The sequence below is a fragment of the Nocardia sp. NPDC004340 genome (assembly GCF_053602575.1).
Genome location: NZ_JBSGDW010000001.1, coordinates 41,538 through 62,904 on the forward strand (window position 1 = coordinate 41,538; position 21,367 = coordinate 62,904).

Annotated in this window: 23 protein-coding genes; 10 read left to right on the top strand and 13 right to left on the bottom strand. The window is 68.2% G+C overall.

Going from position 1 to position 21,367, the window contains the following annotated elements:
• Positions 1 to 64 precede the first annotated feature (64 nt).
• Both ACWEOI_RS00190 and ACWEOI_RS00195 read right to left on the bottom strand, forming a co-directional pair.
• On the bottom strand, positions 65 to 1,351 hold the full coding sequence (locus tag ACWEOI_RS00190; RefSeq protein ID WP_433673240.1) for a thymidine phosphorylase: 1,287 nt from the start codon (positions 1,349 to 1,351) through the stop codon (positions 65 to 67).
• An 87-nt stretch (positions 1,352 to 1,438) separates the two neighbouring features.
• Positions 1,439 to 1,840 (bottom strand): cytidine deaminase, encoded by a 402-nt coding sequence (locus tag ACWEOI_RS00195; RefSeq protein ID WP_433670919.1) that lies wholly within the window; start codon positions 1,838 to 1,840, stop codon positions 1,439 to 1,441.
• Between the two features lie 302 nt (positions 1,841 to 2,142).
• Here ACWEOI_RS00195 and sdhC point away from each other — a divergent pair, with 302 nt between their 5' ends.
• The 4 genes from sdhC to ACWEOI_RS00215 are packed head-to-tail and all read left to right on the top strand — an operon-like array spanning position 2,143 to position 5,527.
• Positions 2,143 to 2,535, top strand: a complete 393-nt coding sequence (gene sdhC / locus ACWEOI_RS00200; protein ID WP_379105442.1) for a succinate dehydrogenase, cytochrome b556 subunit — start codon at positions 2,143 to 2,145, stop codon at positions 2,533 to 2,535.
• A gap of 8 nt (positions 2,536 to 2,543) precedes the next feature.
• Positions 2,544 to 2,975, top strand: coding sequence for a succinate dehydrogenase hydrophobic membrane anchor subunit (locus ACWEOI_RS00205; RefSeq protein ID WP_433670917.1), 432 nt, complete (start codon positions 2,544 to 2,546; stop codon positions 2,973 to 2,975).
• Between the two features lie 15 nt (positions 2,976 to 2,990).
• Positions 2,991 to 4,760, top strand: coding sequence for a succinate dehydrogenase flavoprotein subunit (sdhA, locus tag ACWEOI_RS00210; RefSeq protein WP_357098387.1), 1,770 nt, complete (start codon positions 2,991 to 2,993; stop codon positions 4,758 to 4,760).
• The gene (locus ACWEOI_RS00215; RefSeq protein ID WP_379280293.1) at positions 4,760 to 5,527 is read left to right on the top strand and encodes a succinate dehydrogenase iron-sulfur subunit; all 768 of its coding nucleotides are present in this window, start codon (positions 4,760 to 4,762) and stop codon (positions 5,525 to 5,527) included. Before sdhA ends, ACWEOI_RS00215 begins: the two co-directional genes overlap by 1 nt.
• A 62-nt stretch (positions 5,528 to 5,589) precedes the next feature.
• Here the strand turns inward: ACWEOI_RS00215 and ACWEOI_RS00220 are convergent, their stop codons facing one another.
• On the bottom strand, positions 5,590 to 6,213 hold the full coding sequence (locus ACWEOI_RS00220) for a PadR family transcriptional regulator (RefSeq protein WP_452358542.1): 624 nt from the start codon (positions 6,211 to 6,213) through the stop codon (positions 5,590 to 5,592).
• Between the two features lie 127 nt (positions 6,214 to 6,340).
• Between ACWEOI_RS00220 and ACWEOI_RS00225 the strand changes: the two genes are divergently transcribed.
• Positions 6,341 to 6,802 (top strand): hypothetical protein, encoded by a 462-nt coding sequence (locus tag ACWEOI_RS00225; RefSeq protein WP_452358543.1) that lies wholly within the window; start codon positions 6,341 to 6,343, stop codon positions 6,800 to 6,802.
• Positions 6,803 to 6,964: 162 nt separating this feature from the next.
• A complete protein-coding gene (locus ACWEOI_RS00230) occupies positions 6,965 to 7,855 on the top strand; it encodes a phenylalanine 4-monooxygenase (RefSeq protein ID WP_452358544.1) in 891 nt (296 codons plus the stop codon).
• Here ACWEOI_RS00230 and ACWEOI_RS00235 read toward each other — a convergent pair.
• Both ACWEOI_RS00235 and ACWEOI_RS00240 read right to left on the bottom strand, forming a co-directional pair.
• Positions 7,852 to 8,472, bottom strand: coding sequence for an acyl-CoA-like ligand-binding transcription factor (locus ACWEOI_RS00235; RefSeq protein ID WP_452358545.1), 621 nt, complete (start codon positions 8,470 to 8,472; stop codon positions 7,852 to 7,854). The two genes, ACWEOI_RS00230 and ACWEOI_RS00235, sit on opposite strands and share 4 nt — an antisense overlap.
• The gene (locus ACWEOI_RS00240; protein ID WP_452358546.1) at positions 8,462 to 9,976 is read right to left on the bottom strand and encodes an MFS transporter; all 1,515 of its coding nucleotides are present in this window, start codon (positions 9,974 to 9,976) and stop codon (positions 8,462 to 8,464) included. Before ACWEOI_RS00240 ends, ACWEOI_RS00235 begins: the two co-directional genes overlap by 11 nt.
• Before the next feature lie 240 nt (positions 9,977 to 10,216).
• Between ACWEOI_RS00240 and ACWEOI_RS00245 the strand changes: the two genes are divergently transcribed.
• The 3 genes from ACWEOI_RS00245 (at position 10,217) to ACWEOI_RS00255 (ending at position 12,767) form a co-directional block, all read left to right on the top strand.
• Positions 10,217 to 10,888: an ester cyclase gene (locus ACWEOI_RS00245; RefSeq protein ID WP_357282202.1), complete on the top strand. Its 672-nt coding sequence runs from the start codon at positions 10,217 to 10,219 to the stop codon at positions 10,886 to 10,888.
• A gap of 18 nt (positions 10,889 to 10,906) precedes the next feature.
• The gene (locus ACWEOI_RS00250; RefSeq protein WP_452358547.1) at positions 10,907 to 12,214 is read left to right on the top strand and encodes a D-alanyl-D-alanine carboxypeptidase family protein; all 1,308 of its coding nucleotides are present in this window, start codon (positions 10,907 to 10,909) and stop codon (positions 12,212 to 12,214) included.
• A 97-nt stretch (positions 12,215 to 12,311) separates the two neighbouring features.
• The gene (locus tag ACWEOI_RS00255; RefSeq protein WP_379271874.1) at positions 12,312 to 12,767 is read left to right on the top strand and encodes a DUF6294 family protein; all 456 of its coding nucleotides are present in this window, start codon (positions 12,312 to 12,314) and stop codon (positions 12,765 to 12,767) included.
• 1 nt (position 12,768) lies between these two features.
• Here ACWEOI_RS00255 and yhjD read toward each other — a convergent pair whose 3' ends face one another.
• Genes yhjD through ACWEOI_RS00270 form a run of 3 tightly spaced genes read right to left on the bottom strand, consistent with a single transcriptional unit; the run spans position 12,769 to position 15,813 of the window.
• Positions 12,769 to 13,800 (bottom strand): inner membrane protein YhjD, encoded by a 1,032-nt coding sequence (gene yhjD, locus ACWEOI_RS00260; RefSeq protein ID WP_452358548.1) that lies wholly within the window; start codon positions 13,798 to 13,800, stop codon positions 12,769 to 12,771.
• A gap of 30 nt (positions 13,801 to 13,830) precedes the next feature.
• A complete protein-coding gene (gene trpS / locus ACWEOI_RS00265) occupies positions 13,831 to 14,856 on the bottom strand; it encodes a tryptophan--tRNA ligase (RefSeq protein WP_433670893.1) in 1,026 nt (341 codons plus the stop codon).
• Between the two features lie 21 nt (positions 14,857 to 14,877).
• Positions 14,878 to 15,813 carry an oxygenase MpaB family protein gene (locus tag ACWEOI_RS00270; protein WP_433670891.1) on the bottom strand — a complete coding sequence of 312 codons (936 nt, stop codon included), beginning with the start codon at positions 15,811 to 15,813 and terminating at the stop codon, positions 14,878 to 14,880.
• A gap of 114 nt (positions 15,814 to 15,927) precedes the next feature.
• Here ACWEOI_RS00270 and ACWEOI_RS00275 point away from each other — a divergent pair, with 114 nt between their 5' ends.
• On the top strand, positions 15,928 to 16,566 hold the full coding sequence (locus ACWEOI_RS00275) for a TetR/AcrR family transcriptional regulator (protein WP_357098711.1): 639 nt from the start codon (positions 15,928 to 15,930) through the stop codon (positions 16,564 to 16,566).
• Here ACWEOI_RS00275 and ACWEOI_RS00280 read toward each other — a convergent pair whose 3' ends face one another.
• The 5 genes from ACWEOI_RS00280 to ACWEOI_RS00300 form a co-directional block, all read right to left on the bottom strand.
• Positions 16,567 to 17,691 carry an outer membrane protein assembly factor BamB family protein gene (locus ACWEOI_RS00280; RefSeq protein WP_452358549.1) on the bottom strand — a complete coding sequence of 375 codons (1,125 nt, stop codon included), beginning with the start codon at positions 17,689 to 17,691 and terminating at the stop codon, positions 16,567 to 16,569.
• Positions 17,692 to 17,802: 111 nt separating this feature from the next.
• Entirely contained in the window at positions 17,803 to 19,419 is a 1,617-nt protein-coding gene (locus ACWEOI_RS00285; RefSeq protein WP_452358550.1) for a phospholipase C, read from the bottom strand.
• Positions 19,420 to 19,534: 115 nt separating this feature from the next.
• A complete protein-coding gene (locus ACWEOI_RS00290; RefSeq protein ID WP_452358551.1) occupies positions 19,535 to 20,056 on the bottom strand; it encodes a barstar family protein in 522 nt (173 codons plus the stop codon).
• Positions 20,057 to 20,557: a ribonuclease domain-containing protein gene (locus ACWEOI_RS00295; protein ID WP_433670886.1), complete on the bottom strand. Its 501-nt coding sequence runs from the start codon at positions 20,555 to 20,557 to the stop codon at positions 20,057 to 20,059.
• Positions 20,554 to 21,360 carry an exodeoxyribonuclease III gene (locus ACWEOI_RS00300; protein ID WP_433670884.1) on the bottom strand — a complete coding sequence of 269 codons (807 nt, stop codon included), beginning with the start codon at positions 21,358 to 21,360 and terminating at the stop codon, positions 20,554 to 20,556. The genes ACWEOI_RS00295 and ACWEOI_RS00300 overlap by 4 nt, the downstream gene beginning before the upstream one ends.
• Positions 21,361 to 21,367: the final 7 nt, after the last annotated feature.

Genomic DNA, 21,367 nt, shown 5'->3' on the forward strand with positions numbered 1-21,367 from the left:
CGACTCACCGACAGTTCGGCATGTCGTTGCCGTCACGTTGCTGACCGGCACGAATCCTTCATCTTCAGGCGGTGATGCGGTCCAGGATCAGGGGTTGCAGCGGCAACTGGACGGTGCCGTCGATGGTGAACGCGCCGCGCAGCAGGTCCAGCGCCGCCGGGAAGGCCTCGGGGGTGTCGGTGTGCAGGGTGAGCAGCGGCTGCCCCTCGGTGATGGAATCGCCTGGCTTGGCGTGCATTTCGACGCCCGCCCCGGCCTGCACCGGGTCGCCCTGCCGGGCCCGGCCCGCGCCGAGCCGCCAGGCGGCGAGTCCGACGTCGAGGGCGTCGAGGCGGATCAGGGTGCCCCCGGCGGGCGCGCGCAGGGTCTCGGTGTGGCGGGCCTGCGGCAGCGGGGCGTCCGGATCGCCGCCCTGGGCGCGGACCATGGCCCGCCACTGGTCCATGGCGCGGCCGTCGGCGAGCGCGTCGGCCGGGTCGACGTCGGTGATCCCGGCCTGCGCCAGCATCTCCCGGGCCAGGGCGAGGGTGAGGTCGACGACGTCGGCGGGGCCGCCGCCCGCGAGCACGTCGAGGGATTCGCAGACTTCCAGGGCGTTTCCGGCGGTGTGGCCGAGCGGGGTGTCCATGGCGGTGAGCAGGGCCACCGTCCGCACCCCGGCGTCGGTGCCGAGTTCGACCATGGCTGTGGCCAGTTCGCGCGCCTGCGCCTCCTCGCGCAGGAACGCCCCGCGCCCGACCTTCACGTCCAGGACCAGCGCCCCGGTGCCCTCGGCGATCTTCTTGCTCATGATGGAGCTGGCGATCAGGGGGATGGATTCCACGGTCCCGGTGACGTCACGCAGCGCGTAGAGCCGTTTATCGGCGGGGGCCAGGTCGGCTCCGGCGGCGCAGACGACGGCGCCGACGGCGGGATCGGACAGGAGCTCCCGCATGCGCGCGACCGGAAGGTCGGCCTGCCAGCCGGGTATCGCCTCGAGCTTGTCGAGTGTGCCTCCGGTATGCCCCAATCCGCGTCCGGAGAGCTGGGGCACGGCGGCCCCGCAGGCCGCGACCAGCGGTGACAGCGGCAGGGTGATCTTGTCGCCGACTCCGCCGGTGGAGTGTTTGTCGACGGTGGGGCGGCCCAGATCGGTGAAGTCCAAACGCTTCCCGGAGTCGATCATGGCGTGGGTCCAGCGGGCGGTCTCGCGGCGGGTCATGCCGCGCCAGACGATGGCCATGGCCAGCGCCGACATCTGTTCGTCGGCGACCTCCCCGCGGGTGAACGCGTCCACCACCCAATCGATCTGCGCGTCGCTGAGCTGTCCGCCGTCGCGCTTGGCCCGAATCACGTCCACCGCCGAGTGCACCGTCACGCCCTCCACCCTGGCACGGGCTGGGCCGCCTTTCCACGGATTCCCCCGCGCGCCACGATGATCAGCCGTTATAGCGGATTTCTACCGCTGCCCAGCGGCGAGGTCGTCGGGCCCGAAGGAGTCCGGCAGCAGCGTGTTCAGGGTGACTGGCCCGTCGCGGTGATCGACGAGCAAATCGCCGCCGCCGTGCTCGAGCAGAATCTGCCGGCAGCGTCCACAGGGCATGAGCACCGCGCCTCGCGAATCGCAGATCGAGACCGCCCGGAGTCGCCCGCCGCCACCCGAAATCAAGTTACCGACCAGTACACATTCGGCGCAGAGGCCCAAACCGTATGAGACATTTTCCACATTGCAGCCGCTCACCACGCGGTTGTCGGCGGTGAGAGCCGCGGCCCCGACGGGGAATCCGGAATAGGGGGCATACGCCTCTTGCATAACTTCAAAAGCCTTGTAACGCAGGGCTTTCCAGTCAATATCGGACATTTCGGACCATCCTCCTATGGACGTGACAGCACCCCCGTGTTACGCGTTCTGCCTGGTCGCGAAAATCAGGAAAGGCAAACCTAACTCACAACAATTTGAGCCAACGCGCGGCACGCCGAATTAGTTCCCCTCCAAAGCTGGGTTTAGAGTTCACGACAGATCGGTTCAGGTTCCCGACAACGGGCCTGCAGCACTGCCACCGGATGTTGATTCCGCTCGTGAGCAGGTGGTTTCGACAGTCCGAAGGCTCCGCGGCCGGATTCTGACCGGGTCCATCAACGACGTTGGAGGCACCGCACTCTATGACCACGCTAGAAGCTCCGGCCAAGCCGAAGCGAACCTTGTACCGAGGCGACCCCGGCATGTGGTCCTGGGCACTGCACCGCATCACCGGCGTGACGATCTTCTTCTTCCTGTTCGTCCACGTCCTCGATACCGCGTTGGTGCGAGTCAGCCCGGACACCTACGACCGGGCGATCGAGACCTACAAGAACCCCCTCGTCGCCCTCATGGAGATGGGTCTGGTTGTCTGCGTGCTGTTCCACGCGTTCAACGGCATCCGCATCATCCTCGTCGACTTCTGGTCGCAGGGCCCGCGCTACCAGCGGCAGATGCTCTGGATCGTGCTCGCGATCTGGATCCTCGTCGCCGGTGCCGGAGTCGGCCGCCAGTTCTTCTACCTGCTGACGAATTGAGAGCCGACATGACCGCACCTGTTCTCGGTAAGTCCTACGACCGCCCCGCCTCGCTCGACGCCCCGCGCGCGCCCCGCCGCGCCGGCGGCAACAACTTCGAGAAGTACGCCTGGCTCTTCATGCGTGCCTCGGGCCTGCTGCTGGTCATCCTGGTCATCGGCCACATGACGATCATGCTGATGCTCGACGGCGGCGTGCACCGCCTCAACTTCGCGTTCGTCGCCGGCCGCTGGGCCTCCCCGTTCTGGCAGCTCTGGGACCTGACCATGCTGTGGCTGGCCCAGCTGCACGGCGGCAACGGCCTGCGCACCGTGATCGACGATTACGCGCGCAAGGACTCCACCCGCTTCTGGCTGAAGACGGCGCTGGTCATCTCCATGATCCTGGTCATGGTCACCGGCACCTACGTCATCTTCACCTTCGACCCCAACATCAGTTAGGAACAGGCCACCTCGATGAGTGAATCCCGACCGATTCAGGAGCACCGCTACGACGTCGTCATCGTCGGTGCCGGTGGCGCTGGAATGCGTGCGGCGATCGAGGCCGGTCCTCGGGTGCGCACCGCCGTCCTGACCAAGCTCTACCCGACCCGTTCTCACACCGGTGCGGCGCAGGGCGGCATGTGCGCCGCGCTCGCGAACGTGGAAGAGGACAACTGGGAGTGGCACACCTTCGACACCGTCAAGGGTGGTGACTACCTGGTCGACCAGGACGCCGCGGAGATCATGGCCAAGGAGGCCATCGACGCCGTGCTCGACCTGGAGAAGATGGGCCTGCCGTTCAACCGCACGCCCGAGGGCAAGATCGACCAGCGTCGCTTCGGTGGCCACACCCGTGACCACGGCAAGGCGCCCGTGCGTCGCGCGTGCTACGCCGCCGACCGCACCGGCCACATGATCCTGCAGACGCTGTACCAGAACTGCGTCAAGCACGACGTGGAGTTCTACAACGAGTTCTACGTGCTCGACCTGATCCTGTCCGACGGCCCCAACGGCCCGATCGCGACCGGCGTCGTGGCCTACGAGCTGGCCACCGGCGAGCTGCACGTGTTCCACGCGAAGTCGATCATCTTCGCCACCGGTGGTTCGGGTCGTATGTACAAGACCACCTCCAACGCCCACACCCTCACCGGTGACGGCATGGCGATCGTGTTCCGCAAGGGTCTTCCGCTGGAGGACATGGAGTTCCACCAGTTCCACCCGACAGGCCTCGCGGGCCTGGGCATCCTCATCTCCGAGGCGGTCCGTGGTGAGGGCGGCATCCTGCGCAACGCCTCCGGTGAGCGCTTCATGGAGCGCTACGCGCCGACCATCAAGGACCTGGCGCCGCGTGACATCGTCGCGCGCTCCATGGTGCTCGAGGTCCGTGAGGGCCGCGGCGCGGGCCCGAACAAGGACTACGTGCTCATCGACGTGACCCACCTCGGTGAGGACGTGCTCGAGGAGAAGCTCCCCGACATCACCGAGTTCGCCCGCACCTACCTGGGCGTCGACCCGGTCAAGGAGCCGGTGCCGGTCATGCCGACCTGTCACTACGTGATGGGTGGCATCCCGACCCGCATCCGCGGCGAGGTGCTGCGCAACAACACCGACATCGTGCCCGGCCTGTACGCCGCCGGTGAGTGCGCCTGTGTCTCCGTGCACGGCGCCAACCGTCTGGGCACCAACTCGCTGCTGGACATCAACGTGTTCGGCCGGCGCGCGGGCATCGCGGCCGCCGAGTACGCGCAGCGCGCCGAGTTCGTCGAGATGCCGGAGAACCCGGCGCAGATGGTGCAGGACTGGCTGGCCAACCTGCTGGGCGAGCACGGCAACGAGCGCGTCGCCGACATCCGCACCGAGCTGCAGAACTCCATGGACGACAAGGCCGGTGTGTACCGCACCGAGGAGTCGCTGAAGTCCATGCTCGAGGAGATCCAGGTCTTCAAGGAGCGCTACTCGCGGATCACCGTGCAGGACAAGGGCCGTCGCTACAACAGCGACCTGCTCGAGGCCGTCGAGCTGGGCTTCCTGCTGGAGCTGGCCGAGGTGACCGTGGCGGGTGCGGTGAACCGCAAGGAGTCCCGTGGCGGCCACGCGCGCGAGGACTACCCGGACCGCGACGACGTCAACTTCATGCGGCACACCATGGCCTACAAGCAGAGCCCGGAGCTCATCTCCGACATCCGCCTGGACTACAAGCCGGTTGTGCAGACCCGCTACGAGCCGATGGAGCGTAAGTACTGATGACTGCTGTCGCTGAAACGCCGCAGAAGCCGGCTCCGGTGCCGGACGGGTCGACCCTGATCACCGTCAAGGTCGCCCGCTTCAACCCGGAGGACGGGCAGGGCCAGCACTGGGACGAGTTCAAGGTCCCCGTGCTGCCGACCGACCGGTTCCTGAACGTGCTGATCTACATCAAGTCCTACCTGGACGGCACGCTCACCTTCCGTCGCTCCTGCGCGCACGGCGTGTGTGGCTCGGATGCCATGCGCATCAACGGCGTCAACCGCCTGGCGTGCAAGATCCTCATGAAGGACATGCTGCCCAAGGGCGGCAAGGAGCTGACGGTCACCGTCGAGCCGATCCGCGGCCTGCCCGTGGAGAAGGACCTCGTGGTGGACATGGAGCCGTTCTTCGACGCGTTCAAGGCGGTCAAGCCCTACCTGATCACCAAGGGCAACGAGCCGACCTACGAGCGCATCCAGTCCCAGCACGACCGCGCCCGCTTCGATGACACCACCAAGTGCATCCTGTGCGCCTGCTGCACCACCTCCTGCCCCGTGTACTGGAGCGACGGCAGCTACTTCGGCCCGGCCGCGATCGTGAACGCGCACCGCTTCATCTTCGACAGCCGTGACGAGGGCGCCCGCGAGCGTCTGGACATCCTCAACGATGTCGAGGGTGTGTGGCGCTGCCGCACCACCTTCAACTGCACCGACGCGTGCCCCCGTGGCATCGAGGTCACCAAGGCGATCCAGGAAGTCAAGCGCGCGCTGCTGTTCGCCCGCTGAGTCCGGCATAGCCCGAAACACCAAGGCCGCCCGCATCTTCGGATGCGGGCGGCTTTCGTTCGTCAGGCCGGGGACCGGTCCTGGAAGGGGGCCAGCATTTCCCAGGACCAGGTGAGGCTGCCGTCGGCGAGATCCGCGAGAACGCCCTGCAGCCAATGCAATTCGGCTGCCGTGACGGCGCGCTGATACTCGTCCTCGAGCAACACGACGCGCGGGAGGCCGAACTCGGTGGCCCCCGCCAGGCCCGCCTCGATCTCCTCGAGCGCGGCGCGTACGGCGTCGGCCCGCCGGCCGAGTTCGATCCGGGCCGCGTCGGGCGGCAGCAGCATCAGAAACGACAGTGCCGCAGGGAATTCCGGGAATTCGTTGCGCGGCGTCGCGACCATGTCGTCGATCCACGCGAGGCAGGCGGTCCGGCCGTCGTCGGTGATCTCGTAGACGGTGCGCTCGGGGTACTGCTGGTCGCGGACGGTCTCGCGGACGGCCACCAGGCCCGCGTCCTGTAGCCGCGCGATCGTCTTGTACAGCTGCGCCCGCTGGCCGACATTGATGACCTTGTCCTTGCCCCACTCCTTGATCCGGCGCTGGATGGCGTAGGGGTGCATCGGTTCCAGGTGCAGGATGCCGAGCACCGCCATGGCCAAGGGCGAGCGCTTGAACCGCGCGGCCGGAGTCGAAGCTGTCATGTCAACCACCTTACTAGGTGCCCGAAAACTAGTTTCTCCGAACTAGTTGCTTTGCAACTAGTCACCGTGTCACTATTGAGGAGCAGGCGAACCCGACCAGCACCGACTCCTCGAAGGGACCAAGGCCATGAAGACCACCGACACCGTCAAGATCCACACCGATCACGACACCACCAAGCACCTGGGCGACTGGACCGACGCCGCCGCGTTCCAGGTGAAGGTCCGCTACGGCAGCGCCGTCCTGGACCTGCGCTCGCCGCGGATCGCCGGGGACGGGGAGATCGTGATCCACGCCGACCTCGACCACGCCATGGTGAAACTGCTGGTCCCCGAGGACGCGGTCATCGACGCCTCCGAGCTGTCCTGGACCGGCCGCGGCCGGGTCAAGGACATGACCCGCCCCCGTCAGGTCGCCGGCCGCGTCATCCGACTGACCGGTTCCGCCACCACCAGCGAGTTCCGGATCCACCGCGGCGGCATCGCGATCCTGTCGGCGATGTTCAGCCGGGAGTTCCTCGCGGAGGCCAAGGGCCCGGACCGGGAGACCCGGGTGCCGGCCCTGCTCGACCCCGAGCACGCGGCCCGCTGACGCGAGCACGGTGTTCGGCCCGGCTGCAAACGGGACCGAATGCCTAGCTGACGGTGGATCACCGTCCGGAATTCACGGACAAAATGGCGGCCCAGCTGGTCAAACTGACCAGCTGGGCTGCCGTTCGTTGTCTAGATCACCGGTCGGTGCTTGCATCGAAGTATGTTCACCGAGGCCCAGCTGTACTCGCCGGTCACGAAGGGGGCCGACGGCGATGTGACGGTGCACCTGAGCGACGAGCATCCGGGCGTGCACGATCCGGCGTACCGGACCCGCCGCAATGCCATCGCGGCCATGGCCCTCGACTACCGCGCGGGCGATCCCGTACCGCACGTCGAGTACACCGCCGCGGAGCAGGAAGTGTGGCGGATCGTGTCCGCCGAGCTGGCCCGCAAGCGGGCGAAGTACGCGTGCGCGGAGGTCATCGACGCGGCCGAACGACTGGGGCTGCCGTCGGACCACATTCCGCAATTGGACGAGGTGTCCGCGAAGCTGGTGCCGCTCACCGGATTCCGGTACGCGCCCGCCGCCGGACTGGTGCCGCTGCGGCAGTTCTTCGGGTCCTTCGCGGATCGAACCTTCCACTCCACCCAGTACATTCGCCATCACTCGGCGCCGCTGTACACGCCCGAGCCGGACGCCATCCACGAAATCATCGGCCACGCCAATCAATTGGCGAGCCCGCGCTTCGCGGCCCTGTACGAGACGGTCGGCGCGGCGGTGGCCCGGCTGGAGACCGAGCGGGCGCTGAAGTTCCTGGCCGACGTGTTCTGGTTCTCGCTCGAGTTCGGGGTGCTGCGCGAACACGGCGAAGTGCGTTGCTACGGTGCGGGACTGCTGTCCTCGTACGGGGAGATCGAGGAGTTCCGCGACGCCGACCTGCGGCCGCTGGACATCCACGCCATGGGGACCATCGTGTACGACATCACGCACTATCAGCCGGTGCTGTACTGCGCCGAATCGGTCACCGAGATCGAGGACGTGGTGGGCGGGTTCTTCGAGACCATGACCGACGACACGGTGGCGCGGCTGGTGGGCGTGAAACCGGTCTAGAGCGAGGTCATTCCCCCATCGAGGAATTCGATGACACGCACGATCTGGTCCGGCGAGAACGGATACTGGTCGATGAACGCCATCATGGCCCCGGTGAGCGCGCCGGCGAAGGCCATCACCTCGAAGTCGTCGGCGGCGCGCCCGGTCCAGCGCGCGGCGATCTCGGTGACCATCACCATGTTGCGCTGGATCTCCTGGGTGACCGCGCCGCGCAGCTCCGGCACCGAGTAGAGCAGTTCGATACGTTCCTTCTCGAACGCGTACTCCGCGGGGGTGAGCGCCGCGAAGGCGTCCAGGGTGGCCTGTTTGAAAGCGGCCAGCAGGGTGATGTCGCGGGGCTGGGCTTCGATGGACGCGATCATCAGCGGGTCCAGGTCGTCGGCGAGGGCGACCTGTTCCTTGGACGGGAAGTAGCGGAAGAAGGTGCTCGGCGAGATGTCGGCGGCGGCCGCGATCTGCTCGACCGTCGTCTCGGCGTAGCCCTGCTCCCGGAAGAGCCGGAACGCCTCGGTGCGAATGGTGCGGCGGGTGCGTTCCTTCTTCCGTTCACGCAGGCCGCCCCCGGCCGCGGCTTTCGCCGGGGCCGGGGGCGTCGCGGAGGCAGTCTCAGCCGACATGGACCGATTGTCCCGCATCGAGTTCGTCGAGCACGACCGGATCCTTGCGGCGGATCACCAGGGCGGCCAGCACCGCGGCGGCCGCGCAGATGGCGGTGCACACCCACAGCATGGCGCTCATACCGTCGACGAACGCGCTCTGCACGTGCGCCAGCAGCGCTGGATCGCCGAGTTTGCGGGCCACGCCGACCCCGGCGTTCACGCCGTCGGAGATCGGCTCGCGGTCGAAATCACCCAGCCCCGAACGGTATTGGGTCGACAGCACGGTGCCGAGGATGGCGACGCCGATGGTGCCGCCGGCCTGCCGCAGCGCCTGCAGCAGCGCCGACCCGGACCCGGCCCGCTCGGGGCTCAGGTCGTCGGTGGCCGCGCCCATGGCGGCGGGCATCACGAACCCCATGCCGACGCCCAGCAGCACCAGCCCGGTGGCCGCGAACCCGTACCCGCTGTCCACGGTGATCAGCGCCGCCAGTCCGAGACCGGCTGCCAGCAGCACGAATCCGGTGACCAGCACCGCCCGCACACCCACCTTGGGCAGCAGCCGGTCCACCAGCCGGGAGCCGACGGCCAGGCCGCCGATCAGCGGCAGCAGACGCAGGCCGCTACCCAGGGTGTCCGCGCCGAGCACCGCCTGGAAGTACTGCGGCATGGTGAAGAACAGCCCGAACATGGCGAAGTTGACCAGGATCATGAACACGGTGCCCCACCGGAATCCCGGCTCGGCGAACAGGCCCAGATCGACCAGCGGGTGCGCGGTGCGGCGCTGCCACAGTACGAACGCCCCGCCCAGCGCGGCGCCCGCGGCGATGGCGGTCCAGGCCACGGCGTCTCCCCAGCCCTCCTGACCGCAGCGGATGAAACCGTATGTGACGCCGAGCATTCCGGCCGCGGACAGCAGTGCGCCGGGCAGGTCGATGCGGAATCGGTTGCCGCTGCTGGATTCCGGCACCAGCAGGGCGACGGCGAGCGCGCCGACGATCACCAGCGGCACATTGAGCAGGAACGCCGAACCCCACCAGTAGTGCTGCAGCAGCCAGCCGCCGACGATCGGGCCCAGTGGCAGGCCGATGGCGGTGGAGGTGATCCAGATGGTGATGGCCCGCTGCCGCTCCCCCGGTTCCGGGAACAGGGTGGGTAGTACCGCCATGGACAGCGGGATCGTGACCGCGGCCGCCAGCCCGAGCACCACGCGGCCGGCGATGAGCTGGCCGGAGCTGGTGGCGAAGGCGCAGGCGACGGCGGCGACGCCGAACAGCACCAGCGCCCCGAGTAGGAACTTCTTGCGCCCGTAGCGGTCGCCGAGGGCGCCGGCCGGGAGCATGAAGGCGGCCAGGGCCAGGGTGTACGCGCTGCTGAACCACTGCAGCGCGGAGGTGTCGGCGTGCAGGTCGGTCGCCAGGGTGGGCAGGGCGACGGTCAGGACGGTGACATCGAGCCCGATGGTCAGCATCGCGATGGCCAGGGCGCCCAGCGCCAGCCAGCGGCGCACTCCCTCAGCTTTCATGACAGTTCCAATCATTTGAGTGCTTCTCGATAATGAGAGCGTCTCTCATTTTACAGAGACTGTCAATTCTTGTCGTGTCATGGGTTCAGAGAGGCTGCAATGGGGTGTGTCACCATTCCGCTCTTTGGTACTGGTGTCTCAAATGCTCGTCGCGACACGGCATCTCCCTGCTGTTACCGTCATGCGGTCCGTTTTCGAGATCGACGACCCCACAAGGGGTCTGGACACGTGAGGCACGAAATGACCGACCAAGCAACCGAATCCGTCGAGACCCCCCTGCACCTGCAGGGCCGCGACGCCGTGATCGCCGCGGCCGCGCCGGAGGACTGGCGTGAGGGCGCGCCCGACTACCACCTCAGCAAGGAAGTCATCCCGGTCGAGCGCAGCACCCAGCACGCGCCGGATTCGTTGGAGCACATCGTCGAAGAGCTCGTGAAGGTCTTCGAGATGGAGGTCTCGCACAAGAAGGACCCCGCCAAGTGGGTCTCCCTGGTTGCCGAGCACTACCGCGGCCGCGTCAACGGCGGCCAGTGGCAGGACGCCGAGGAGTTCGCGCGCATCGGGTCCTACAACATCCTGATCGGCGAGAACCCCTTCTACGACGTCGCCGGTGAGGACTTCGAGTCCTCGCACAAGATCTTCCACACCGCCTTCCCCGGCGGCTTCTTCTGGGAGGTCCTCGAGGTGCTGTCCGGCCCGCCGACCGTCACCTTCAAGTGGCGCCACTGGGGTCGCTACGAGGGCGAGTACAAGGGCCACCAGCCCACCGGCGAGCTCATCGAGATGACCGGCGTGACCATCGCCAAGGTCTCCGAGGACCTGCGCATCGTCGAACTCGAGCACTTCTACGACAACAACAAGCTGCTCGGCCCACTCGCCCACGGCTGCCCTGTCAACCACTCCGCCAACTAGGCGATAAAGTCGGGCGCGATGAGTAACCGCAGGTATTCGCGCCTTCTCGCCGCCGCGACGCTCGCGACGGGCCTCACCGCGTTCTCGGGCACCGCCTTCGGGCCGGTGCTACCGGGAACCGCGGGAGCCGAGCCGACCACCGCGCCGGCCACCACCACGACGCCGTTCACCACCCCCAATACCGACGACTGCCCGAACAAGACCACGCCGCCATCCCCCATCGACTCCTCCGAGGTGCCCGAACCCGGGCAGAAGGCGCCGGCGGCCCTGCCGATCCCGGATCCGCCCATCGGGGGCAAGCGGCTGGGCGGGTGCGGGGTGATCCTGCCGGCGGGGGCCGCGCCGCTGCCGGAAGGGATTTCGGCGACGGCGTGGGAGGTGGCGGACCTGGACTCCGGCACGGTCCTCGCGGCCAAGGATCCACACGGCCGGTATCGCCCCGCCTCCACCATCAAGGTGCTGCTGGCGGCGGTGGCGATCCCGGCCCTGGACCTGGACACCGTGGTGACCGGCACCCAGGACGACGCGAACGCCGACGGCACCCGGGTCGGCATCGGCCCGGGCGGCAGGTACACCAACAAGCAGCTGTTCCAGGCGCTCATCATGGCGTCGGGAAACGATGCGGCGCATGCCATCTCGACCCAGCTGGGCGGGGACGACGCCACCGTCGCGAAGATGAACGCGATGGCGAAACAGTTGCAGGCGTTCGACACTCGCGCCGCTACCCCGTCCGGACTGGACGGGCCGGGCATGAGCACCTCGGCCTACGACCTGGCCATGCTGTTCCGGCATTCCATGACGCTGCCGCTGTTCGCGGAACTGATCCACACCGAGCAGGTGGACTTCCCCGGCTTCCCCGCCGACCCGAAGATCCCCGGCGACAAGGATCATCCCGGCTTCCCCATCGCCAACGACAACCATCTGCTCTTCGAGTACGACGGCGCGATCGGCGGCAAGACCGGCTACACCGACGACGCCCGGCAGACCTTCGTGGCGGCCGCCGAACGCAATGGCCGCCGCTATGTGGTGAGCCTGCTCAAGGCGGACGTGCGGCCGTTCCGGCCGTGGGAGCAGGCGGCCAAACTGCTCGACTGGGCCTACACGCTCCCGGCCGGGGCGAGTATCGGCACCATGCCCGACGGGTCCGCCGCGGCGAATCCCTCGGTGGCACTGGCCAGTCCGCCCGCGCCGCAGTCGGAGGCCGCCCCGGAGTCGGACACCGGTTCGGGTGACCACCAGGATCTGCGGACCGTGCTCATCGTCGGCGGCGTCTTCCTGGTCGTGGCGCTGCTGCTGGCGGCGCGGAGGCTGAGCCGCCGCCGCTGATCGCGGCCGTTGGTCCGTCATTGGCGCCCCGTTGGTGGGTCCTCGCACAGTGGTCACACGCCGGAATCCCGGTCACGACTCTGGAGGGGACCCCACCATGAAAACCACCCGCAGCTCCCGCCTGCGCCGCCTGGCCCCGCTGGCCGCCGCGGTGCTCGCCCTCGGCGTCTTCGGCGCCACCACCTCCGCCGGGCCCGCGTCCGCGGCCGCCCAGAAGTGGTACTCCTGGGACCACGACCTGCACAGCGGCGACTGCACCCTGTTCGGCGGCGCCAAGTGGACCATCGACTCCGACGGCCACGCCTGGTTCGACGGCACCGTCACCTCGTCGAGCAACAATGACGCCTGGCTGATGTGGGCGGAGCTGCGCGACAGCAGGGGCGCGGTGCTGACCGCGCTGCGCAATGTGCACTTCTACGACGCGCAGGACCAGGCGAAGTTCGCCCAGAACCTGCCCGACAAGCACAAGCAGTACCGCTGGTTCGCGGAGGGCTCGTTCGACAAGAACTTCTACCCGCTCGTCGCGAAGATGAACCTGCGCAGCCACTGCTGAGTCAACGACGGCGCAGCATCGAAAGCAGCACGCCCGCAAACGCTCCCGCCCCGAACCACGCCGCACCCGCTCCCGCCGGGACGCCCGCCGCCGACACCCGCGGCCGGATGACCGCCGGGGCGGGCGCCGGAACATCCTCGGCCACTTCGTTGTCCGAGGCGGTGGCGGCCCAGGCGGTGGCGAACAGGATGATCCGCGCGGTGAAGTAGCTGAACACCATGAGCCCGATGATCGGACCGAACACCACGCCCGCCGGGCCGTTCACCACCGATCGCAGGATGATCGTGGCCAGCTGCTTGAACGCCTCGAACACCACCGCGGCCATCAGGGCCGCGCGGGCCGCGCTGCGGAAGGTGACCGGGTGCAACGGCAACCGCGCGATCATCCACGCGAAGACCGCCCAGTTGGCGAGCACCGCGAGCAGCAACGACACCAGTGTGAGCAGCGCTGTCATCCATGCCGTCTGATGGATGTGCATCCGGTCCAGCAGGCTCCTGATCAGCCCGCTCGACGCCAGCACGGACAGGCCCAGCGAGACGAGGATGGCCAGGAACAACCCGATCAGCGCCAGCAGGTCGGACGCCTTGGATACGAACCAGTTCCGCTTCTTACTGGGCTGGTCCCATTGCTCGGTGAGCGCGGCCCGCAGGTTGGCGATCCAGCCGAGCCCGGCGTACGCGCCGGCCAGCAGACCGATGGTGCCCACGCTCGCCCGCGAATTCACGGCCTGGTGGATCAGATCGTTGATGGAGCTGCCGGCGGCGCCCGGAATGTTCTCGACGATCTTGTCCTGGATGTCGGTGAGCCACTGCGGATTCCGCGACAGCACGAAGCCCGCCACCGCGAATCCCACCATCAGCAGCGGGAACAGCGACAGCACCGTGAAATAGGTGATGCCCGCGGCGTAGTAGTCGCCGCGCTGCCGCTGATACCGGCCGCCGGCCCGGACCAGATGGTCGAGCCAGGGCCGTCGCCGGATCTGCGTCCTGATCCACGTCTCGACGTCGTCGACGAGATTCCCGAACACCGCCACCTCCGCACACCTGGGCGCGCGGCGGCCGGGTCAGCGGGCGAGGAATCCCACCCGGTCGTACACCTGCGCGAGAGTCCGCCCGGCGACCTCCCGTGCCCGCTCGGCTCCGGCGGCGAGGACACGGTCGAGTTCACCCTGGTCAGACATGTATTCTTGCACCTTCGCGCGCAGCGGTGTCACGAACTCGATGAGCGCGTCGGCGGTATCCGATTTCAGGTCACCGTAGCCCTTGCCGTCGTAGTCCTGTTCGAGCGTGACGATCGGAGTGTCGGTGAGCGAGCTGAGGATGACCAGCAGATTGCTCACGCCCGCCTTGGTCTCCGGGTCGTAGCGGATCTCGCGCTCGGTGTCGGTGACCGCGGAGCGGATCTTCTTGGCCGAGACCTTCGGGTCGTCGAGCAGGCTCAGCAGGCCCGAGTCCGAGGCCGCCGACTTGCTCATCTTCGAGGTCGGGTCCTGCAGGTCGTAGATCTTGGCGGTGCCGGTCACGATGTGCGCCTCGGGCACCACGAAGGTCTTCTTGAAGCGAGTGTTGAAGCGCTGCGCCAGGTTTCGCGACAGCTCCAGGTGCTGACGCTGGTCCTCACCGACCGGCACCAGCTGCGGCCGGTAGAGCAGGATGTCGGCCGCCATCAGCACCGGGTAGGTGAACAACCCGACGGTGGCGTTGTCGGCCCCCTGCTTGACCGACTTGTCCTTGAACTGGGTCATCCGGCTGGCCTCGCCGAAGCCGGTGATGCAGTTCAGCACCCAGGCCAGTTCGGCGTGCTCGGGCACCTGCGACTGCACGAACAGCGTCGACTTCTTGGGGTCGACACCCAGCGCCAGCAGCTGCGCGGCCGACACCTTGGTGCGGCGGCGCAACTCCTTGGGATCCTGCGGCACCGTGATGGCGTGCAGGTCCGGAATGAAGTAGAAGGCGTCGAAATCGTCCTGCAGCCGCACCCAATACTGCAGCGCGCCAAGGTAGTTGCCGAGGTGGAAGGAATCGCTGGTGGGCTGGATTCCGGACAGTACCCGCTGCTTACGCTCAGCGGTCGCTTCAGGACTCGACATGCACCGATCTTCGCATGGCCGCTAGGCCGTATTTCTGGCCACCCAGGACCGCGGATCCACCCCCGGCATACTGGCCCGGCCCGAGCCGATCAGGCGCTGTTCGCGTCGGGTGACCAGCTTGTACAGGGGGTAGCTGGGGCCGGTCATGGGGGCGTTGAGGGGGTTGCCGAGCAGGGGTGGGGTGATGTGGGCGGTGCGGACGGCTCGGGCCAGGGCGCGGAAGGCGACTTCTTCGCGGAGTCCCCAGGGGAGGTCGTACATGTCGCGGATGCGGGCGGGGAGGCTGCCCTGGACGAGGAGGGAGAAGCCGGAGAGGGCCTGTTGGGCGGGCATCGGGAGGGGGTGGGGGACGCGCTGGCCCATCAGGTAGGAGCCGACCAGTTTGGCCTCGTCGGTGAGGTGGGGTTCGGCGGAGGCCAGGTAGCCGTCGAAGTAGTCGCGGAATTCGCGATAGGTGTAGGGGGCGGCGGTGCGCGGCATGCCGAACAGTTCGCCCCAGCGGACGTAGTCCTGGTAGAGGCCCTCGCGCTCGGTCGGGGTGAGGCGGCGGACCAGCAGATCGTGCATGACCTCGGCGGAGTCGAAGGTGAAGGCCATGGTCATGAACATCAGGTGCGGGTCGTTGGCGGAGTAGCGGGTGCCCGCCGGGTTCGCCGTGCCCGCGGACTCGGGCAGCGCGCCCTCGACCGGGGCGTGGCGCTTGCGGGTGAATTCCCGTGCGCGGTCGGCTTCTTCGCGGGTGCCCAGGGAGACGGCCTCGAACAGGCGGCCGGTGAGGGCCAGGCGGGTGTACGGGGTGGTCCGGTGCTGGGTGTTCTCGGCGGTCCCGACGTAGAGCAGCGGATGCACCGCGCCGATGACCAGCGCCCGCTGGCCGTAGGTGACTCCGACCGCGCGTTTGCGCATGACCCGCCGGATCATCGAGTCGTCGGAGAAGTAGCCACTCTGTGCAGGCATCGTTGCCTCCCGGTCCGGTGTGATGGCCGCCACCACATCTGGAAACAGAGTCCCCCAGATGACAGATTCTGGCAAGAGCTTCTGCCAGAATCGCTCCCGTGCCAGAATCGGTTCGTGACCGGGCAACGGACCTACGGCGGCGTCTCCGCCGACGAGCGGCGCACCCAGCGCCGCGCCGCCCTGATCGGCGCCGCCCTCGACATCCTCGGCACCCAGGGCCTCGACAAACTCACCGTCTCCGCGCTGTGCACCGGCGCGGGCCTCAACGAGCGCTACTACTACGAGAACTTCGACGGCCGCGACGCCGTGCTGTCGGCCCTGTTCGACACGATCGCCGAGGAACTGGCCGCCGCCCTGATCGCGGGCCTGCACGCCGCCCCCGACGACACCCGCGCCAAGGCGCACGCCGCCATCACCGCCGGCATCGGCGTCCTCACCGACGACCCCCGCAAGGCCCGGGTGGCCCTGGTCGTCAGCACCGCCACCCCCGAATTGCGCACCCGCACAACCCACACCATCAAGGCGTTCGCGAATCTGGTGGCCGCCGAGGGCATCGACTTCTACGGCATCGCCGAGGCCGAACCCGACGCCCTGATCGGCTTCCGCGCCAACTACCTGGTCGGCGGCCTGGTCCACACCCTCTCCGCCTGGCTCCAGGGCGATCTCCCCATGACCCGCGAAGACCTCGTCGACGCCACCACCGACATCTTCGTCCTGCTCGGCGAGGACCTGGCCCGCGGACTGCGGCGCTGATCAGCGCGCGATGGCGGTGACCGTCGCGGGATCGGCGGCGGATTCCACATAGCAGTGGGTGTCGCCGAGGGCGAAGTGGACCTCCTGGCCCGGCTTGTCCGGAATCGACTGCATCCAGCGGATTTTGCTGGTGCGGGCGTCGATGGCGCGCAGGGAGCGGGCGGCCAGCAGGTAGAAGGAGCCCGAGGAACCGTAACCCGCGGCGTCGACGGCGTCGCCCTTGTCGGAGACGGTGAGGCTCCACAGCGGGGAGGTGTCGCCGCCGGGGCTCATGGCGTGCAGTTTCGAACCGTCGCAGAGGAAGTAGGCGTCACCGGAGCCGAAGACCGTGCCGACCGCGTAGGGCAGGGCGGGTGTGGTCCACAGCGCCACACCGGTTCTCGGGTCGAGGCCGGAGACGGTGTGCGCGCCGTCGCTGGCCAGTACCGCGCCTTTGACCAGGCCGGATGCGATGGTGCTCGCCGAGACCGCGCTGTCGCCCGCCCGCGACCAGGCCGTCTCGCCGGTCTCCCGGTCGAGCGCGACGATATCGCCGCCGCTGCCCGGCTTCCGGTTGTACAGCAGCGAACCGCCCTCGGGCACGGTCAGCCCGTCGCTCTCACAGGGCACCCGCCAGCGGACCGTCTTGCTCGCCATGTCCACGGCCCACGCTTCGCGTCCCTTGCCGCCGTGTTCGGTCGCGATCAGGTACAGCACCTGGTCCCGAACCCCGTACACCCCGGCGACCGTCACGCCCTCGGGCGCGTCGAAGGCCCATTTCCGTTGCCCGGACGCCAGATCCACGGCCACCACCCGGTCCCCGGCGGCGTCGGGTTCGGCGCCGGGCACCACCAGGGCCCCGTTCCACAGGCAGGACCGCTGCCCGATACCGGGCGTCGTGATCGGCAGCCGCCACAACTCCCGCCCGGCCTTGGCGTCGATCCCCGTCAGCGTCGAGTCGGATTCGGCCACGACCGTCCCGGCCCCGTACCGCACCCCCTTGACCACGCTGTCGGCCTTGTATTCCCAGGCCACGCTGCCCGACGCCGCGGTCGCGTGCTCCCGCCGCGGCGCCCCGCACGCGGCCAGCACCCCCGCGGTCGCCAGAATCACCCCGCCCCGCAACACATTCCGACGCTCGATCACACCTGTTCCCTACTCGCTCGACACACTGTCAGCGACTATAGGTCCAACCGGCCCCGCCCGAATACGAAACCGCCCGGCCTATTCGAAGCGAAGGGGCCGGGCGGGTTCGGGTCAGCTCGCCGCGCCGGTCCTCGGGTCCAGGCGCAGCACCGGCTGGGCGGGCGTCTGGAAGTCGAACAGGGCGTCCAGGGTTCCGGCCCTCTCGTCGTAGGAGTCGTCGCCGATGCGGCCGGTCTTCCAGTTGTCCTCGATGAACTTCAGGATCGAGGTCTGGTCGGTGACCGTGTGATCGACGAAGTTGGCCTTCGCGTAGGGCGAGACGACCAGCAGCGGAACCCGCTGTCCGTACCCGCACCGGCCCTGATACTTGGCGGGACGCGCCGCCGCGTCACCGCACACGCCGGGCGCGGAGTAGCCGTCCTGCTCGGAGGCGGAGTTCATGACCAGCTGGGGAGCCGCGTGGTCGTACCAGCCGTCGGAGTCGTCGTAGGCGAGCACGACCGCCGTGTCCTTCCACTCGGGCAGCCGCTGCAGGTGGTTGATGGTCTCCACCAGGAACTGCTGCTCGTCGATGGGATCGCTGTAGGCGGCGTGGCCGTCCTGGTAGCCGGGGGCCTTCAGGTAGCTGACGGCGGGCATGTTGCCTTTGTCCGCGGCGGCCCAGAAGTCGGTGAGGTCGTACTGGTGGTTGGCCTGATCGGTGTGCCCGATCCGCTCGACCGAGGTCGGCGGCAGATGGTGCGGGTTGGCTGTCGAGGGGAAGAACTGGAAGGGCTCGTGGTGGGGGATGTAGTCGCCCTTGGTGTCCCACGCCTTGTCGCCGGTCTTGCCGGTGCCGCCCAGGGCCGCACCGACCGTGTGGGTGGCGCCGCAGACCGCCTTGCCGTCCTTGGTGTCGGTGGGCTTGAAGCCGCCCTCGAAGAAGCCCCAGGTGATGTCCTTCTTGTTGAGCAGATCGCCGATGGTGGTGCCGCTCATCTGGACGGTGTCGCGGCTGGAGCAGTCGTCACCGAAGGGCTGCGGGTCGCCGACCACGGTGCCCTGGCGGTTGCCCGCGTTCTCCAGCACGGTGTCCTCGGGAAACGGCTGGCCCGGTTCGGGCGGCTCCATCCGGGTGACGCCGTGGGTCTGTCCCGCGACCAGGTTCAGCGCACCGACGGTGGACGGGCCGAAGGTGGTGGTCCAGGAGTTGTCGCTCATGGCGTAGTGCTGCGCGTAATTCCACAGCGCCGTCACGGAATTGCCGTCGTAGTAGTCCATGACCAGACCGGGCGGACCGTAGGTCGGCTGCTTGCAGGACTTCCCCTCGGACACATTGGTGTGCTGGACGAACTGGTCCATCCGGCCGCCGTTGAGCGCCAGTTGCTCGTCCTTGTACTCGTGGTCCTGGTCGCAGGTGATCTGCTGGCCGGGGCCGCCGAGCCGGACCGGCTGGGCCTGATTGGGGTTGCGGGTCAACAGGTCCGGCGTCAGGCCGTTCACCATCGGGGTGCCCGGCAGCGCCGTGAACGGGGTGCCGTCGGTATTGGCCGCGACCGGATAGGTGCCGAAGTAGTGATCGAAGGAGACGTTCTCCTGGAAGATCACCACCACATGTTCGATCGGGGTCGCGGTGCCGGTGTCCCCGGCCCGATCGGAGCTAGCGGAACAGGCGGTGGCGCTCACCGCGACCAGCGCGGTGAACGCGGCGGCGGCGCGGCCGAGACGCCGTGGGACCGAGGCGGACATGAACCCTCCCGGACTACAGGGATCGCGCGAATCCGCGATCGCACAGTGTGACGATGGCAGCGTCGTGCACAGTTTCGCTCGACCGCGGGTTAACCGGAGGGGAAACTCCGATGAATCACGCCGTCGTGGGTTCCGGATCCAGGGACAGGGGGATCACCGGGAGGCCGGGTGGGGTGGCGTCCTGGAGGACGACGCGGAACGGGATGCCGCGGCCGGCCCAGATGGCGGCGCAGTCGGTCATGGCCTCGGCGAACCAGTCGCGTTCGTCCGGCTGCCGGTCGAGCATGAGGGCCGCGTTGCGGATGACCACCACGTATCCCGGTGCGGCGCCGACGAAATCGTCGATGTCGCGCAGGCACTCGTCGAAGGCGTCCTTGTTCTCCCCGAAGTAGTACGGAAACTGGAAGGCCGCCGCGAACTCGTCGAAGACCTCGGTGACCGTGCGCATCTTGCGGCCGCGCAGTTCCCGGCACAGGTAGCCGTCCGGCATCCGGTAGCGGACGCCGGAGAACTCGGCCGCGCCGACGGGCAGTACACCCAGGACGGGAACGTGGCCGGCCGTGCGCGCGGCGCTATCGGAGATCTCGGTGGCGGTGGGGGCGGAGAGGAACTGCGATAACGGCGTGGGCTCGGTCATTCAGCGCATCCTCGCGAAGGTTTTGTAGTGGTCCCCCGTGTAATAGGCCGAACCGTCGCTGCCGGTGATGATGCGTTCGGCATCGCGGGTCTGACCGCGCTGCTTGGGATTCACATCCCATTCCTGATAGGTGATGGCCTTCCCGGCGGCGTCCTTGCGGGCCAGGCTGCCGTCCCGGTTCTGCCAGGTGTCGCCGCCCTTGGTGCCGGGCGAGTCGGCCGAATCCGGCCAGCGTCCGGCGTCGATCTCCACCAGGGTCGCGTAGGCGCGGTCGGGCACGCCCGCGACCTTGGACGGCGGCGCGGCCTGGTCGGCCGGAGCCGGGGTCGCGCCGCCCGGCTTGGCGGTGGTCCGGACCGTCGAGGTGGCGACGGGCTTGGCGCTGCTCGTGTCCGCCGGATGATCGTTGTTGGCGCGATTGGCGATGAAGGCCACCAGCAAGAGCAGGATCGCGACGCCCAGCGTCAGCCAGGCGCTCGACTTCTTCGACAGCTTCTTCATCGGTACTGCACCGTCACCGGCGCGTGATCGGACCAGCGTTCGGCGTAGGTGGCGGCGCGTTCCACGACGGCCTGCTTGGCACGCGTGGCGATCTCACCGCGGGCCAGCTGGTAGTCGATCCGCCATCCGGCGTCGTTGTCGAACGCGCGGCCGCGGTAGGAGTGCCAGCTGTACGGTCCCGGCACGCCCGGGTGCAGGTCGCGCACCACGTCGGCGTATCCGGCCGACAGCATGGACGACACCCACGCGCGTTCCTGCGGCAGGAAGCCCGCGTTCTTGACGTTGCCCTTCCAATTCTTGATATCGAGTTCGGTGTGCGCCACGTTCCAGTCGCCCATGATCACGAACTCGCCGGGGTGGGCCAGCATGCGCGCGCCGATGGCGTCGAGGAAGCGGTACTTCTCGTCCTGCATCGGGGTGTCGGCCTCGCCGGTGTGGACGTAGACGCTGGCGATGGTGAGGTCCCCGAAATCGGCCTCGACATAGCGGCCCAGGGTGGCGAATTCCTCGACGGGCGACCAGGTTCCGTCGGTGAGCAGGCCGACCCCGATCCGCACCGCGTCCGGCTGGTGCCGGGACAGGATGGCCACGCCCGCCCGGCCCTTCAGACCGGGTTCGGCATGGCTGAGAAACCATCCGGCGTCCAGCGCGGGCGCTAGTGCGCTACGCGTTTGCTCGTCGGTTGCCCGAGTCTCCTGCAGACAGACGATATCGGCCTCGGTAGCGGCCAGCCACTCGAGCAGTCCCTTGCCCGAGGCGGCACGCACTCCGTTCACGTTGCACGTACTGATGATTTTCGCCACTTCACGA